Origin of the sequence: Inquilinus sp. NPDC058860 (assembly GCF_042743185.1) — a bacterium.
Lineage (GTDB): Bacteria > Pseudomonadota > Alphaproteobacteria > DSM-16000 > Inquilinaceae > Inquilinus.
Genome location: NZ_JBHYMS010000007.1, coordinates 65,517 through 79,663, shown reverse-complemented (window position 1 = coordinate 79,663; position 14,147 = coordinate 65,517). Strand labels below are relative to the sequence as shown.

Annotated in this window: 16 protein-coding genes; 13 read left to right on the top strand and 3 right to left on the bottom strand. The window is 68.9% G+C overall.

The window, feature by feature from the left end; genetic code table 11:
* The first annotated feature begins 2 nt into the window (after window positions 1-2).
* The 11 genes from ACFW16_RS06955 to ACFW16_RS06905 all read left to right on the top strand — a co-directional run bounded on the left by ACFW16_RS06955 (window position 3) and on the right by ACFW16_RS06905 (window position 9,700).
* Complete coding sequence (locus tag ACFW16_RS06955) at window positions 3-1,187, top strand: CpaE family protein (protein ID WP_380303205.1); 1,185 nt, start codon at window positions 3-5, stop codon at window positions 1,185-1,187.
* Window positions 1,188-1,199: 12 nt separating this feature from the next.
* Entirely contained in the window at window positions 1,200-2,534 is a 1,335-nt protein-coding gene (locus tag ACFW16_RS06950) for a CpaF family protein (RefSeq protein ID WP_380303203.1), read from the top strand.
* A complete protein-coding gene (locus ACFW16_RS06945) occupies window positions 2,531-3,463 on the top strand; it encodes a type II secretion system F family protein (protein ID WP_380303201.1) in 933 nt (310 codons plus the stop codon). Before ACFW16_RS06950 ends, ACFW16_RS06945 begins: the two co-directional genes overlap by 4 nt.
* Window positions 3,464-3,466: 3 nt before the next feature.
* The gene (locus tag ACFW16_RS06940; protein WP_380303199.1) at window positions 3,467-4,378 is read left to right on the top strand and encodes a type II secretion system F family protein; all 912 of its coding nucleotides are present in this window, start codon (window positions 3,467-3,469) and stop codon (window positions 4,376-4,378) included.
* A gap of 2 nt (window positions 4,379-4,380) precedes the next feature.
* Window positions 4,381-5,151: a tetratricopeptide repeat protein gene (locus tag ACFW16_RS06935; RefSeq protein WP_380303197.1), complete on the top strand. Its 771-nt coding sequence runs from the start codon at window positions 4,381-4,383 to the stop codon at window positions 5,149-5,151.
* On the top strand, window positions 5,148-5,483 hold the full coding sequence (locus ACFW16_RS06930; RefSeq protein WP_380303195.1) for a hypothetical protein: 336 nt from the start codon (window positions 5,148-5,150) through the stop codon (window positions 5,481-5,483). The genes ACFW16_RS06935 and ACFW16_RS06930 overlap by 4 nt, the downstream gene beginning before the upstream one ends.
* Window positions 5,480-7,297, top strand: a complete 1,818-nt coding sequence (locus ACFW16_RS06925; protein WP_380303193.1) for a pilus assembly protein TadG-related protein — start codon at window positions 5,480-5,482, stop codon at window positions 7,295-7,297. Before ACFW16_RS06930 ends, ACFW16_RS06925 begins: the two co-directional genes overlap by 4 nt.
* Before the next feature lie 74 nt (window positions 7,298-7,371).
* Window positions 7,372-7,557, top strand: coding sequence for a Flp family type IVb pilin (locus ACFW16_RS06920; protein WP_380303191.1), 186 nt, complete (start codon window positions 7,372-7,374; stop codon window positions 7,555-7,557).
* Window positions 7,558-7,640: 83 nt separating this feature from the next.
* Window positions 7,641-8,102: a TadE/TadG family type IV pilus assembly protein gene (locus tag ACFW16_RS06915; RefSeq protein ID WP_380303189.1), complete on the top strand. Its 462-nt coding sequence runs from the start codon at window positions 7,641-7,643 to the stop codon at window positions 8,100-8,102.
* Window positions 8,102-8,575 (top strand): prepilin peptidase, encoded by a 474-nt coding sequence (locus ACFW16_RS06910; RefSeq protein WP_380303187.1) that lies wholly within the window; start codon window positions 8,102-8,104, stop codon window positions 8,573-8,575. The genes ACFW16_RS06915 and ACFW16_RS06910 overlap by 1 nt, the downstream gene beginning before the upstream one ends.
* 102 nt (window positions 8,576-8,677) lie before the next feature.
* The gene (locus tag ACFW16_RS06905) at window positions 8,678-9,700 is read left to right on the top strand and encodes an NADP-dependent oxidoreductase (RefSeq protein WP_380303186.1); all 1,023 of its coding nucleotides are present in this window, start codon (window positions 8,678-8,680) and stop codon (window positions 9,698-9,700) included.
* Between the two features lie 159 nt (window positions 9,701-9,859).
* On the opposite strand, the gene ACFW16_RS06900 is transcribed toward ACFW16_RS06905, so the two are convergent.
* Both ACFW16_RS06900 and ACFW16_RS06895 read right to left on the bottom strand, forming a co-directional pair.
* The gene (locus ACFW16_RS06900) at window positions 9,860-10,096 is read right to left on the bottom strand and encodes a hypothetical protein (RefSeq protein ID WP_380303184.1); all 237 of its coding nucleotides are present in this window, start codon (window positions 10,094-10,096) and stop codon (window positions 9,860-9,862) included.
* Window positions 10,093-10,278: a hypothetical protein gene (locus ACFW16_RS06895; RefSeq protein WP_380303182.1), complete on the bottom strand. Its 186-nt coding sequence runs from the start codon at window positions 10,276-10,278 to the stop codon at window positions 10,093-10,095. Before ACFW16_RS06895 ends, ACFW16_RS06900 begins: the two co-directional genes overlap by 4 nt.
* A gap of 211 nt (window positions 10,279-10,489) precedes the next feature.
* Here ACFW16_RS06895 and ACFW16_RS06890 point away from each other — a divergent pair, with 211 nt between their 5' ends.
* The gene (locus ACFW16_RS06890; protein ID WP_380303180.1) at window positions 10,490-11,434 is read left to right on the top strand and encodes a LysR family transcriptional regulator; all 945 of its coding nucleotides are present in this window, start codon (window positions 10,490-10,492) and stop codon (window positions 11,432-11,434) included.
* 179 nt (window positions 11,435-11,613) lie between these two features.
* Here the strand turns inward: ACFW16_RS06890 and ACFW16_RS06885 are convergent, their stop codons facing one another.
* Window positions 11,614-12,444 (bottom strand): class I SAM-dependent methyltransferase, encoded by an 831-nt coding sequence (locus ACFW16_RS06885; protein WP_380303178.1) that lies wholly within the window; start codon window positions 12,442-12,444, stop codon window positions 11,614-11,616.
* 228 nt (window positions 12,445-12,672) lie between these two features.
* Between ACFW16_RS06885 and ACFW16_RS06880 the strand changes: the two genes are divergently transcribed.
* Window positions 12,673-14,070: an MATE family efflux transporter gene (locus ACFW16_RS06880; RefSeq protein ID WP_380303176.1), complete on the top strand. Its 1,398-nt coding sequence runs from the start codon at window positions 12,673-12,675 to the stop codon at window positions 14,068-14,070.
* Window positions 14,071-14,147: the final 77 nt, after the last annotated feature.

The window sequence follows — 14,147 nt, the reverse complement described above, 5'->3', positions numbered from 1 at the left end:
CGATGTTCCGGCTGATCGTCGCCACCTCCGACACCGCCCTCGCCGCCCGGCTCATCGGCCCGCTGGAAGGCGTGGCCGCGATCATCCGCTCCGTGCCGGAGACCGCGTCGCTGCTGGAGCTGTGCCGCAAGGCGGCGCCCGACATGATCTTGCTCGATGCCGACGCGGTCGACGGCTTCGGGACGCTGCTGGGCGAGGCCATGCGCGATCTGGCCGGGGCCGACCCCGAGGCGCTGCTGGTCGTGCTCGGCGACGAGGGGGACGCACGGTCGGTGCTGCGGGCGATCCGCGCCGGCGCCGCCGATGTGATCGACCGCGGGACCGAAGGGGACGAGCTGCGCAGCCAGATCGCCCGCCATCTGACCGGCGCGCCGCGCGGCGACGCCGCCGGCGCCGGCGCGCTGACCCTGGTGATGAGCGGACAGCCGGGCGGCGAAGGGCTGTTCGCGGTCAACCTGGCGGTCCTGCGGGCCAAGGCGCGGGGGGAGGGGCTGCTGGTCGACGGCGCCCTGCCATCGAGCGAGGCCGGCGCCGCGCTCAACGTGCCGCTGACCTACACGATCCGGGATGCGATCCAGGACCTGCCGCGGCTGGACCGGACGCTGCTGTCCTCGGCGCTCGGCCATCACGCGCCGTCCGGGCTGCATCTGCTGCCGCTCGCGGTGGCGGGCGAGGAGGTGCACGACGTCGCGCCGGAGGCGATCGCCTCGATGCTGCTGGTGCTGCGCGCCCTGTTCGGCGAGGTGGTGCTGAATGTCGGCGGCATCCGGCATCCGGGGCTGCTGACGGAGTTCACCCGGACCGCGACCAGGATCTACCTCGTGGCGCCGCAGAAGTTCACGGCGGTCAAGGCCTGCCGCGACCTGCTGGTGCAGATCGCCCCGAATCCGCAGGTCCTGGACCGGATCACCCTGGTGGTCGAGGACCACATGCCGGGCATCACGCTCGGCGAGGAGCAGATGCGCGACGCACTGGGGCTCAAGCGCTCGGTGCGGCTGCCGGCGGCGCGGGTCGAGCTGGTCAACGCCCTGAACACCGGTCGACCGCTGGTGCTCGACCAGCCGCGCGCCGCCTACAGCCGGGCGCTGGAGCGGCTGGCGGCGGGGGATGCTGTTCCGGCGGTCCCGGCGGCGGCCCGTCCCGCCGCGCGCGGCGCCGGCCTGTTCCGCCGCCTGCGGCCGTCATAAGGGGACGCGACGATGGCCGGGCTGATCAACGGAGTCGGCGTCAAGATCACGGGGGAGGCGGATCTCGCCGCCGCCGAGCTGCGCACGACCGACGGCTACCAGCGGACGAAGTTCGCGATCTTCAACCTGGTGCTGGAGCAACTGGAGGCCCTCGGCATCACGGCGGAGACGGCCCCGGCGTCGATGATCCGGGACGGGGTCGAGCAGGCGATCACCCGCTTCGCGGCGAAGGAAGGGCTGGCGCTGAACGCGGCCGAGCGGTCGCTGCTGGCCGCCGAGGTGCAGAACGAGGTGGTCGGGCTGGGGCCGCTGGAGCCGCTGCTGAAGGACCCGTCGATCGACGACATCATCGTCAACGGGCCGTTCCGGATCTTCGTCGAGCGCGGCGGGCAGCTCTCGGCGGTGCCGGCGCGGTTCCGCGACACCGCGCATCTGATGAACATCATCCAGCGCATCGTCAGCCCGATCGGCCGCCGCGTCGACGAGGCGACGCCCTATGTCGACGCCCGGCTGCAGGACGGGTCGCGGGTCAATGTCGTGATCCCGCCGATCGCGCTGGACGGGCCGATGGTGTCGATCCGCAAGTTCCGGACCCAGGCGATGGGCGCGCAGGACTATGTCCGGCTCGGCTCGATGAGCCAGGAGATGCTGGGCTTCCTCTCCGCCGCCGTGCGGTCGCGCCTCAACATCCTGATCTGCGGCGGCACGGGCTCGGGCAAGACCACGCTGCTGAACATGCTCAGCGGCTATATCGAGGAGAGGGAGCGGCTGATCACCATCGAGGACGCGGCCGAGCTGCAGCTGCGGCAGAGCCATGTGGTGCGGCTGGAGACGCGGCCGGCCAATCTCGACGGCAGCCGCGAGGTCAATGCCCGCGACCTGGTGCGCAACGCGCTGCGGATGCGGCCCGACCGCATCATCCTGGGCGAGGTGCGCGGCGCCGAGGCGGTCGAGATGCTGCAGGCGATGAGCACCGGCCATGACGGGTCGATGGCGACGATGCACGCCAACTCCAGCCGCGACGCCTTCGGACGGCTGGAGATGCTGCTCGGCTTCGGCGGCCTCGGCGGCGACCCGAAGACCCTCCGGCGCTACATCGCCAACAGCATCCAGATCGTGATCCAGGTCAACCGGATGGCCAACGGCAAGCGGCGCGTCACCTCGGTGTCGGAGCTGACCGGGCTGGAGGGCGAGAGCTACAGCCTGAACCAGCTCTTCGGCTTCGAGGAGCAGCCGCCGTTGAGCGGGCTGGGCGAGTTCAGGACGCTGTCGGCGCGCCCCTATTTCGGCCACCGGCTGGTCGGCGCGCCCGACCTTCGCGGCGCCGCGGCGCGGGGGCTGGCATGAACGGGTTCGGCTTCCTCCTGCTCGGGGTTCTGCTGCTGCTGGTCCTGGCCGGGCTCAGCCTCTTCACCAACCGCGTCCAGCGCCGGCGGCAGCAGGAGATGGCGGAGCGGCTGGAGGAGCTGCGCGGCGCGCTGCCGGCCGGGGATAGCGGCAGCGCCGCTGCGGCCTGGGCCCCTGCCGGTGGGGCGGGCGGCCCGCGCCTGTTCCAGCTCTGGCAGGCCCGGGCGGACGTGACCCTGCCGCCGCATCTGCTGCTGATGGGCGGGGTGGCGCTGGCGGCGCTCGGCGCCGGGCTGGCGTGGCTGGTCGATCCGGTCGTCGGGCTGGCCGTGCCGGCCGTCCTGCTGCTGGCCGGGGTCTACGCCATGTGGCGGCTGGCGACCCGGCGGCTGAACGCCTTCATCGAAGGCCTGCCGTTCCTCCTCGACGCGCTGCGGCAGCTCCTGATCGCCGGCAACTCGATGCAGCAGGCGCTGTTCAAGGGGGCCGAGAACACTGGCCCGGCGATGCAGCGCTATCTCCGGCCGCTGATCCGGCGCATCAACAACGGTGCCTCGATCCCCGATAGCATCCGTTGGCTGGCGGCCCGGCTGGACGTGGCGGAGCTGTACATGCTGGCCACGGCGGTCGAGACCAATTTCCGCTATGGCGGCCGGATGTCGGCGGTCCTCGCCAATCTGGTCCAGATCCTGCGCGACCGGGCGCGGGTGGGACGCGAGCTCAAGGCGGCGACGGCCGAGATCCGCTTCGGCGCCATCGTTCTCGGTGGAATGCCCTTCGCCGCGGCCGGGATGATGGCCGTGATCCAGCCGGACTACCTGATGTTCTTCATCGAGACGGATCAGGGAATGCGTCTGGCCGCGATCGCGCTCGGGCTGCAATTCATCGGGCTCGTGGTCATGCGCCGCATCATGCGGCTGGAGTTCTAGGCGATGCCGATCGACTCCTTCGAGACCCTGGCCATCGCGATCACCGCCTGCTCCAGCCTGATCCTGATCGGGCTCGGGCTGCGAGGGACGCTGGGAGAGGTGCGGCTGAGGCGCCGGCTGAACTCGATCGGCGATCGCCAGGAGCCGGCGGGGTCGTTGACCGGGATCGTCTGGCTGCGCCCCCTGGAGCGTATCCTGATCGGAGGAGCGAAGGATCGGGAGGAGATCGCGGAGCATCTGCGCGCGGCCGGTTACTACGACCCGTCCTCGATCCTGGTCTTCGCCGGCCTTCGCCTGGGCGGGGCCCTGCTGGTGGCGGGCGTGGTCGCCGCAGCCCTCTGGTTCACCGGAAGCTGGACGGGCATGGCGTGGCTGTATCCCCTCGTGGCGGGCGGCCTCACCTTTGTCGGCGCGAAATTCGGGCTGCGGTGGCGCGCATCCGTCCGCCAGCGCCTCGTCGCGGCCGAGTTGCCCTTCGTCCTCGATGTCCTGCTGCTGATGCTCGAAAGCGGCGTCAGCCTCGACCAGTGCTTCCGCTCGGTGGCGCAGTCCGATGGCGGGGGAATGCCGCTGGTCCGGCAAAGCACACAGCTCCTGGTCGAGGATCTGCAGCGCGGCATGGCCTATGACCTGGCGCTCGACCGCTGGAGGGAGCGGCTGGGCGTCAACGGTGCGCGCGAGCTGGTGGCGATGTTCAAGCAGACCTTGCTGCACGGCACCGAGCTGGGGTCGGGGCTGCGCGAATTCGTCCGTGAATTCGCCGACAAGCGGGTCTCCACGGCCCGGGAGAGCATCGGCCGCAAGACCACTCAGATGACGATCGTGATGATCGCCTTCCTCATGCCGGCCCTGTTCATCGTCCTGTGCAGCCCGGCGATCGTCTCTCTCGTCCGATCTCTGACTCAGGGAAGCTGAGCATGCGGGTTTTTCTCTCTCTTGCGGTGCTCGCCCTGGTTCCCGGACTGTCCGCCTGTTCCAGCCTGTTCGGCGACGACACGCCGCGCCGCCCGCCATCGCCGGCCGACCAGGTGCCGCAGGCGGCGGCGCTCGACGCCGAGAACTCCCGCGATCTCTATCTCGGCATCGTCGACAAGCTGCGGCAGGGCGGCAAGTCGCGGGCCGCGCTGGCCTATCTCGACGACTACGACAACCGCCATCCGGGCGACGCCCGGGCGCAGGTGCTGCGGGCCGATTCCTTCCTCGACATCCAGGATTACGACCGGGCGGAGGCGATCTACCGCGAGCTCCTGAACGGCGACCAGTCGGCGGCCGCCTATGACGGGCTCGGCCGTGTCGCCGCTGGGCGCGGCGACTGGGCCAAGGCCCGGGCGCAGTTCCACGAGGCGGTGCGGCGCGAGCCGATCAACGTCAAATACCTGAACGACCTCGGCTTCGCCGAGATGCGCATCGCCTCCTACGACGAAGCGCTGTTCACGCTGCGCCAGGCCAGCGAGCTGGCGCCGACCAACGCCCAGGTCCGCAACAACCTGATCCTCTGCCTCGACGTCGCCGGCCAGGCCGACCAGTCGAAGGCGATGATCGCCCGGATCGCCGACACCAAGGAGCGGCGCGCGGTCGAGCAGATGGTCAGGTCCGCCCGCGCCCAGGTGCGGACGCCGACCACCGCCGGCGCCAGCCCCACGACCGCCCCCAGACGCCTGGCCCAAGCCTCGGAGACCCAGCCATGACAGCGCGTTCCCTGCCCCTGGCAGCCGTCCTCGTCCTGCTCTCCGCGACGGCCGGGGCCCAGCAGGTGCTGGTGCCGGCGGGTGCCGCCCAGGCGGGGCCCGGATGGCCCGAGACCAGCCGGACCGCGCAGGTCATCCGGCAGCAGCTCCAGCCCGCGCCCGCCCTGCAGCCGCCCCTCGGCGGCGCCGAGGCCGGACGGATCTACCAGAACTACCTGCAGGGGATCGGCAGGCCGGTCCAGGGTTCGGGCAACGGCTACAGCGGCAATTCGGGTTTCGGCGGGAACTCCATGTCGTCCGGCGTCGGTGCCGGCTACGGGGCTCCGCAATGAATCTGCGCCGCATCATCGCCGGATGGTCGGAGGAGCGGGGGGCGATCGCGCCCTTCGCCGCGATCGTTCTCGCGGTGATGATCGGCCTGGTCGCCCTGTCGACCGATCTCGGCTCCTGGTTTGCCCAGCGGCGAGACCTCCAGGCGGCCACCGACGCCGCGGCCCTGGCCGCCGTGGCGGACCAGGGCAATCTGAAGGACCGGAATGTCGGAGCGATCAAGACCCAGGCGGCCTTGATGCTGAAGGAAAACGGCAGTCGCTACACCGCTTCCAACATCAACGCTTTAACGCTCGGGACTTATTGCGCCGACAAGGGGCTCGAACCGTTCAACCGGTTCCGATCGGCCATCGCCCTGTGCCCGGGGGACACGCGCGACGCGTCCTATGTCGTCGCCAATGCGGTGAAGGTCGACGTCAAGGACGACGCTTCGGGGTTTCTGTCGAAGGTCCTCCAGCCGTTGCCCGCGTCGTTCCAGATCAGGACCAGCGCGACCGCGGCACGGATCGATGAGGCCGCCTTCCAGGCCGGCACCGGCGTGCTTGCCGTCGATACCAACCAGAGCGCCATCCTGAACGCCGTTCTGGGAGGACTCCTCGGCACCAGCCTGCAGCTGAACGCGGTGGATTATCGCGGGCTGCTCAACACCAACATCCAGGCGCTCAGTTTTCTGGACGCGCTGGCGGTGAATCTGGATCTCAGCGCCGGGACCTACGATCAGCTCCTGGCGACGAACGTCCAGGTCTCGGAGCTGATTCAGGCTGCAATCGATGTTCTGGATGCGCCGGCGTCGATTGCGAGCATCTCGCTGGCGGCCATCAAGGCAAAGATCGTCGGCAACCCGTCGTTGCAGCTCGGCGACCTGCTGGATCTTGGGATCTGGCGTCCGTTGCCGGTGGGCAGTTCGACCGCTCCAACCGCGCTGCAGGCCGGCTTGAATCTGTATCAGCTGCTGACGCTCACGCTGCAGGTCGCGAACGGCGACAACGCCGTAGCCATTCCCAACTTCGATTTCAATCTTCTCGGGATCCTGGCGGGTGTGCATCTGGAGGCGACGGTGATCGAGCCGCCGCAGTCGCCGCCCTTTGCCTTCGGTCCGGTCGGCATCTCGGTGCATACGGCTCAGGTTCGGTTGAAGCTGAAGATCGAATTGGCCACCGGTCTCCTGAAAGCGCTGCTGGGGTCGATTGTGGAATTGCCCCTCTATGTCGAGGCAGGGGCAGGCGACGCGATCCTCAGCAACATCGATTGCGGCATCGAGCCGGCGACCGACGCGCAGGTCCAGATCGACGCCAAGAGCGGGGTGGCTCGTGCCTATATCGGCACGATTGCCACTGATACCATGAAGAACTTCACCAAAGAGATCACGTACGACGACATTCAATACTCGAAAATCGCAGGAGTCGATGTGTTGGGACTCGGAGTGATCACGCTTGCTTCTTTGACAGGAAAGGCGAAGGTCGAAATCGGAAGCGGCTCTTATCAGACCTTGACCTTTGATCAGACCGACATCGCCAATCGCACCGCGCAATCGGTCGTCAGTCGTGGAATGGTCGACAATCTTCTTTCAAGTCTCGGCCAGACGCTTGAGCTGAAGTTGTGCACCGCGGTTCTGTTGGGTGTCTGCATTCTTCCGTTGGATCTCCGGCTTGTCCCGGATGCCGTCAACGCCCTGCGCGTGATTCTGGCCCCCGTTATCAACGGCCTGCTCGACCCGCTGGTGGATGGGCTGTTGGCCGCGCTCGGGATCAAGCTCGGATACATGGACGTCACCGTCACCGGGGTGCGCTGCGGCGTGCCGGTGCTGGTGCAGTGAGTTTCGGAACACCGTCGGCGGCGCCGGGGCGCAGGCGGGAAGTCAGACCCGGTAGTAGTTAAGGAGGTATAGTCATGTTGCGGAAACTGATTAACTACAGCCGCCGTGCCGCTCGCGAAGAGGACGGCATTACGGCCGTGGAATATGCCATCCTCGCCGCCCTGATCGCCGCTGCTCTCGTGGCCGTTGTGCCGACCTTGAGGTCAGCTTTGCAAACCGGGTTTACGAATATACAAACAAAAATCACAAATGCTGGTTAGTATGGGGCGAAGGTAGTTCGAGTTTATGCATTGGCGGGGTGGGTATTTACTTGCCCCGCCAATCTGCGAACTTAGGTGGGTCTATGTTTCCGTTTGAAGCTATTAATCTAAAATCTGCGGATGCAAAGGCGCCTACGGACTTTCAGTCGGACTCAGGTTTGGCGGCAATGGAGTTCGCTTTGGTTGCGCCGCTGTTCCTGATGCTGATCTTCGCGACGGCCCTGTTCGGCATTTATTTCGGCACCTGGCTCGCCGTGTCCAACGCGGCGGCGGAAAGCGCGCGGGCATCCATCGCCGGCCTGTCGAACACGGAGCGGGCGACGCTGGCGGAGACGACGGCGAAGACCATCTTCGCGGGCTATGCGCCGACGTTCAACTGGACCAAGGTCAAGGAGTTCAAGGCCGCGGCCGTAGCCGGCAGCCCGAACCTGTTTCAGGTGACCATCACCTACGATATCTCGGCGCTGAAGCTATTGCCGTTCTCGGATCTCCTGACCGGCAACAGCCTGACCGCGACCAGCGTCGTTCCGAACGGCGGCTATTGATGGACGGATTCGACTTCATCGCTCTCGGCCTGCTGGTCCTGCTGCTGATGCCGATCGTCCTGATCGATCTGCGGGAAAGCCGGATTCCGAACGTCTGGAACCTCGCCCTCGGCGCCGTCGGCCTCGGCCAGGCGGTCATCCGGGCGCCGGAGCTGATGACATTGGCCGTCGCCCTGACGCAGGGCCTGGTCACATTCGTGATGCTGGGCGGCATCGCCTGGCTGATCCAGAAGGTCGACCACAACGCCCGCATCGGCTGGGGCGACCTGAAGTTCCTGACCGCCGCCAGCCTCTGGGTCGGTGTCCAGGGCAGCCTGTTCGTGCTGATCCTGGCCTGCCTCGTCGAGCTGCTCCCGAAGCTGGCCCTGGCGCCCTGGCGCGGCATGAAGTGGCGCGAGATGCGGCCCTTCGGTCCCGCGCTGGCGCTGGGGCTGCTCGTCGTCACCGTCACGGTCTTCATCCGCGCCGCGTGATCGCGGCATATTCCACGGATCATTTCCGTTGATCGGGTCAAATCCCTTCATCTCGCATGAGAATGGTGCTTAGTTTCCGCCATCCATAGATGGGAGCCGATCATGAGCACCGATGTGAATCGCCGGATCCTGCTCGCCGCGCGGCCGGTGGGGGAGCCGAAGGACAGCGACTTCCGCCTGGTCGAGGAGGCGGTGCCGGCGCCCGGCCCGGGCCAGCTCCTGATCCGCACGCTGTGGCTGTCGCTCGACCCCTATATGCGCAGCCGGATGAGCGACGCGAAATCCTATGCGGCCCCGGTCGAGATCGGCCAGGTCATGGTCGGCGGCGCGGTCGGCCGCGTCGTCGCCTCGAACCACCCCGGCTTCGCCCCGGGCGACATCGTCGAAGGCCGCACCGGCTGGCAGGACTACGCGCTGTCCGACGGCACCGGGCTGCGCCAGGTCGATCCGTCGCTGGGGCCGATCTCGACCGCGGTCGGCGTGCTCGGCATGCCTGGGATGACGGCCTATACCGGCCTCCTCACCATCGGCCGGCCGAAGCCGGGCGAGACCGTCGTGGTCTCGGCCGCCTCGGGGGCGGTCGGCGCGGTGGTCGGGCAGATCGCGAAGATCAAGGGCGCGCGCGTCGTCGGCATCGCCGGCGGGGCGGAGAAGGGGGCCTATCTGACCGGGGAGCTCGGCTTCGACGCCGCGGTCGACCACCGGGCGCCGGATTTCGCCGAGCGGCTGCGCGCGGCCGTGCCAGACGGGATCGACGTCTATTTCGAGAATGTCGGCGGCGCGGTGTGGGGGGCGGTGTGGCCGCTGTTGAACCCCTTCGCCCGGGTCCCGGTCTGCGGCCTGATCGCCCAGTACAACGCCACCGGCCTGCCGGACGGACCGAACCTGGTGCCGGCGATGATGCGCAGCGTGCTGTCCAAGCGGCTGACTCTGCGCGGCTTCATCGTCAGCGACTTCGCCGACCAGCACGCCGCCTTCCTGCGCGACGTCTCCGGCTGGATCCGGGAGGGGAAGCTGCGCTACCGCGAGGACGTCGTCGAGGGGCTGGAGACCGCGCCCCGGACCTTCCTGCGGCTGTTCCGGGGCGAGAATTTCGGCAAGCTCCTGGTCAAGGTGGCGGAGTAGCGTCTGCCTTGGACGTCAGGGGCAGTTTCGAAATGCGCTGGCGTGAGTCGCATGGCGGTGGCTTCGAGAACCGGAGCGCAGCGGACATTTGGTCCGTGAGCACCGGAAGCGGAGAAGCCGCCGTCAGGCGGCCGCGCCAGTAGCATTTCCAAACTGTCCCTACAGGAGCATCCGCCCGGCCACGGCCATCAGGCCGATGCGGGTGGTGGCGGCCTCGAAATCCGCGTCCGGCGGCAGGCCGAGGTCGCTGCGGGCGGAGTCGCTCAGCGTCTCCAGGCGCAGCCGGGTCTTCCGCGCGGCCGGTCGTGCCGATCCGCCGGCAACGCGGCGCCAGATCCGCTCCAGCAGGCCGGCGGGACGCTGGCGCAGCGGCAGGCGCAGGACATGGGTGCTCATGACGATCTCCTTGAAGCCATCGCGATCGGGCAGGCGGCCGCCTTCGGCGCCGGCGGCGGGGCCGTGTCGATGCCGTAGCGGCCGGTGATCACCGGGCCGGTGGCGTCGGACACCGTGACCACGGTCTCGGCCGCGGCGCCGGGCCGGGCCCGGTACATCACCACTTCCGTCAGCACGGCCATCGGGTCCTCCATCTCCGGCCTCGGGCGGCCCGAGGCGATGGTGGAAGACTACGCCACCCCTCCTGACATCATCCTGTCAGGAGAGATGCGCGGACCGATGCATCCGGGTGGCCGCGGGGCGGAAGATGAGGCTGAACGCCGGCGTACGCCATTCGACAATATCGAGGAGGGCCTGTACGTTTCCGTTCAGGATGCGAGGGCAAGGCCGGCCATGACCGATTGGGACGATCTGCGGGTGATCCATGCGGTGGCCGAGACCGGCAGCCTGTCGGCGGCGGCGCGGCGCCTGGGCCTCAGCCAGCCGACCATCGGCCGCCGGGTCCAGGCGCTGGAGGAGCGGCTGGGGCTGATCCTGTTCGAGCGCAGCGCCGACGGCTATCGCCCGACCGTGGCCGGGGAGGCGCTGCTGCCGCATCTGCGGGCCATGGCGGAATCGGCGGCGGCGCTGGAGCGCGAGGCGCGGATCCAGGCCGATCCCGGCACCGGGCTGGTGCGGGTCGCCGCCGGCGGCTGGGCCAGCCGCTTCCTGGCCGAACGGCTGTCCCGGCTGCGCGAGGCGCTGCCCGGCATCGACCTGGCCGTGGATTTCGAACGGCAGCTGCCGAATCTGGGCGATGATTCGGTGCATCTCGGCGTCTACGCCTCCGTGCCGGAGGCGCCGGGCCTGCGGTCCCGCCTGGTCGCCAAATCCGCCTACGCCTTCTACGGCGCGCGGCCCTATGTCGACCGGCATCCGGAGGCCAGGACCGAGGCGCGCTTCGGCGCCTGCGACTGGGTGATCTACGACAACGAGCGGGTGCGGGTCGGCAGCGATGTCGACGGCTATCCGCTCGACCGGCAGCTCGCATCGGCCGGAAACACCCGGATCCTGCGCCTGACCACCACCGACCTGATGCTGTCGGCGCTGGCGTCCGGCGCCGGGCTGGCGCTGATCCCCTGCTTCGTCGGCGACGTGCATCCGGATCTGGTGCGGGTGTCGCCGCTGGTGCCGGCGATGGAGCACCGCTATCGCCTGATCGTGCACCAGGATGTCGGGCGCTCGCCCCGAATCGCCAGGGCCAAGGAGGCGATCGCCGCCCTGTTCGCGGCCGAGCGCCGGCTGCTGGAGGGCGAGGCGGGAACGGCGGAGCGGACCGACGCGCCGGTCCCGGCCTGAACCCTCAACTTCGGCTGGCGATCGGCGCAGCGGTCTGCGCCGGTCCGGGAACCAGGGCGGCGAGGGCGACGGGCACGGCGAAGAGGGCGAGCGCGGCGGGGGGTGATCATGGTACTGGTCCGGTCGACCTGCGATCCCGCCAGCATAGCGTCCCGAAAGGGGCGGCGAAGCCACGGCCGCTACGGCTTGCGGCTCCACGCGCAGATCTGCGCTGAGATCACGAGCTGGCTGCGGGCCGCCACGGCTGCCTGCCGCAGCCGGTCCTCCAGCGTCTCGATCCCGATCGCCTCGGCGTCCGCCAGCCCTGATCGCCGAATGAGGGGCAGGCCGCTGCGCACCGACTCCGCCATCCAGGCATAGAGCGGCGAATCCTCGCCACCGCCGACAGGGCTTTCGCTGAACAGCCGAGGCGTCGGCAGTCCAGCCTCGGCGAAGGCATGGATCAGCCGGCCGGCAATGTCGGGATGGGGCAGGAGCATCCGGAAGGCGTCGAAGAGCACGCGCGCGGTGCCCTGCCACAGCGGCACGGGCGGCAGCGACTCGCAGTCGCTGTGCAGGGCGATCTCATGGAAGGCTGCAATGCCGCCGGGCCGCAGCTGCGCAGCGGCCCGGCGGATCGTCTCGGTCGGCTCCGGCTGATGGATCAGGACATAGCGCCCGAGGACGGCGTCGAAGGGTTCCCCGACTGCGAAGTCATCGATGTCCGTCTCGATGAAGGCGACATGGTCCAACCCTGCCGCCGCGGCTCGGGCCCGGGCGACTGTCAGAACCTCGGCGCTGCGGTCGATGCCGATCGCCACGCCCGTCGGCCCGACGATCTCCGCCGCCAGCAGCGAGACGTCGCCGGCGCCGCAGCCGAGGTCGAGCACACGCATTCCCGGCCGCAGCCCCGCGGCGTGCAACAGGCGCTCGGTGATCGGCCGCAGCACTGTGGCCTGCAGCATCAGCCTCTGGATCTCCGACTCGGAATGGCCCAGTGCATATTCGACTGTGTTGCTGGAGCGATCCATTTCAGATCTCCGTGGATATACGGTGCCGAAACTCTGCGATAAAGAATTGTTCGAGTCATTAGTGAATATAGAAATCGATTTTAAATGCTATTCTGAGTAATAACTGTAAAATATTTGAAGTATGCTTTCGCTGCCGTTCCGGCGGCGCGCATGGCAGGTCGGCGTTCGGCCGCCTGATCTCCGCCCCGCCGTGCTGCTAATGTGCCGCTCCGAGGGAGAGGCGCCGCGATGTACCAGGTTCCGATCCGGCCGGGCGAAAGCTGGATGCGCGCCCGGGTCCGGCGACATGTTTATGAGCTGCTGCGCCTGGCGCTGCCGGTGATCGTCGCCCGTGCCGGGCTGATCCTGATGGCGCTGGTCGACACCCTCTTCGTCGGCCGCTACGGCAGTGCCGACCTGGCGCATCTGTCGATCGCCAACGCCCCGATCGGCAGCATGATCGGCACCTCCACCGGCCTCGTCATCGGCACGCTGGTGATGAGCGCCAACGCCCTCGGCCGCAACCGGCCCGACGAATGCGGCGCGGTCTGGCACCGGGCGCTGATCTACGGCGGCGCCATCGGCCTGGTGCTGGCCGTGCTGTGCCATTTCATCGAGCCGCTGCTGGTCCTGACCGGCCAGACGCCGGAGCTGTCGAAAGCCGGCGCCGACATCGCCATCGTGCTCGGCTGGGGCATGCCGGCGGCGGTGATCTACACCGTCACGGCCTTCTTCCTCGAGGGGCTGAAGCGGCCGGTGCCGGGCATGATCGCGATGATCGTGGCCAACCTCCTGAACGCGCTGGTCAACTGGCTGCTGGTGTTCGGTGTCGCCGGCCTGCCGGAGCTCGGGGCGATCGGCGCGGCCTGGGCCAGCACCGCCTCGCGCATCTTCCTGGCGGCCAGCCTGGTCGCCTATGTCTGGTGGATGCGCGACCGCGATGCCTACGGCATCCGCCGCTGGCGCGGCTGGCGCTGGCGCGACTGGTCGAAGCAGCGCCAGCTCGGCTATGGCGGCGGCCTCAGCATCTTCATCGAATCGGGCGCCTTCACCGCGCTGACCTTCTTCGCCGGGCTGCTCGGCACCCTGCCGCTCGCCGCCTATTCGATCGGCCTCAACCTGATCGCGCTGATCTTCATGGTGGCGCTCGGCCTCGCCTCCGCCACCGCGGTCCGGGTCGGCATCGCCCATGGCCGGCACGACCTCAAGGACATGGTGCTGGCCGGCTGGGTCGGGCTCGGCGTCAACAGCGTCGTCATGGTGCTGCTCGGGGCGGTGCTGTGGCTGTTCGCCCGGCCGATCGCCGAGGCCTACACCAGCGACCCGGCGCTGATCCCGCTGCTGGTGCCGGTGGTCCTGGTCTCGACCTTCATCCTGCTGGTCGACGGCGGCCAGGTGGTGGTCGCCAACGCGCTGCGCGGCCGCGGCGACGTGGTGGTGCCGACGCTGCTGCACACCATCTCCTACGTCGTGGTGATGACGCCGCTGGGCTGGTTCCTGGGCGTCCATCTCGGCCGCGGCGCGGTCGGGCTGTTCGAGGCGATCCTGATCGCCAGCGTGGTCTCGGTCGGCCTCCTGGCCGGCCGCTTCCACCTGCTGGCGCGCGGCGACACCCGGGCTTCCGCGGCGGCCGGCGCAGCCGCCTGAAGGCCGCTCCGGCGCGATTGTTCGCAGGTGCGGAAACGTGCTAGCGTCGCCGCGCCCGGCAGGCTGACCGGGCGCGT

Coding starts and splice junctions, on each gene's coding strand:
- ACFW16_RS06930 (WP_380303195.1), top strand. CDS start 5,148: ATGACAGCGCGTTCCCTGCCCCTGGCAGCCGTCCTCGTCCTGCTCTCC.
- ACFW16_RS06920 (WP_380303191.1), top strand. CDS start 7,372: ATGTTGCGGAAACTGATTAACTACAGCCGCCGTGCCGCTCGCGAAGAG.
- ACFW16_RS06895 (WP_380303182.1), bottom strand. CDS start 10,278: ATGGCCGTGCTGACGGAAGTGGTGATGTACCGGGCCCGGCCCGGCGCC.
- ACFW16_RS06950 (WP_380303203.1), top strand. CDS start 1,200: ATGGCCGGGCTGATCAACGGAGTCGGCGTCAAGATCACGGGGGAGGCG.
- ACFW16_RS06880 (WP_380303176.1), top strand. CDS start 12,673: ATGTACCAGGTTCCGATCCGGCCGGGCGAAAGCTGGATGCGCGCCCGG.
- ACFW16_RS06900 (WP_380303184.1), bottom strand. CDS start 10,096: ATGAGCACCCATGTCCTGCGCCTGCCGCTGCGCCAGCGTCCCGCCGGC.
- ACFW16_RS06915 (WP_380303189.1), top strand. CDS start 7,641: ATGTTTCCGTTTGAAGCTATTAATCTAAAATCTGCGGATGCAAAGGCG.
- ACFW16_RS06935 (WP_380303197.1), top strand. CDS start 4,381: ATGCGGGTTTTTCTCTCTCTTGCGGTGCTCGCCCTGGTTCCCGGACTG.
- ACFW16_RS06940 (WP_380303199.1), top strand. CDS start 3,467: ATGCCGATCGACTCCTTCGAGACCCTGGCCATCGCGATCACCGCCTGC.
- ACFW16_RS06925 (WP_380303193.1), top strand. CDS start 5,480: ATGAATCTGCGCCGCATCATCGCCGGATGGTCGGAGGAGCGGGGGGCG.
- ACFW16_RS06945 (WP_380303201.1), top strand. CDS start 2,531: ATGAACGGGTTCGGCTTCCTCCTGCTCGGGGTTCTGCTGCTGCTGGTC.
- ACFW16_RS06885 (WP_380303178.1), bottom strand. CDS start 12,444: ATGGATCGCTCCAGCAACACAGTCGAATATGCACTGGGCCATTCCGAG.
- ACFW16_RS06955 (WP_380303205.1), top strand. CDS start 3: ATGTTCCGGCTGATCGTCGCCACCTCCGACACCGCCCTCGCCGCCCGG.
- ACFW16_RS06910 (WP_380303187.1), top strand. CDS start 8,102: ATGGACGGATTCGACTTCATCGCTCTCGGCCTGCTGGTCCTGCTGCTG.
- ACFW16_RS06905 (WP_380303186.1), top strand. CDS start 8,678: ATGAGCACCGATGTGAATCGCCGGATCCTGCTCGCCGCGCGGCCGGTG.
- ACFW16_RS06890 (WP_380303180.1), top strand. CDS start 10,490: ATGACCGATTGGGACGATCTGCGGGTGATCCATGCGGTGGCCGAGACC.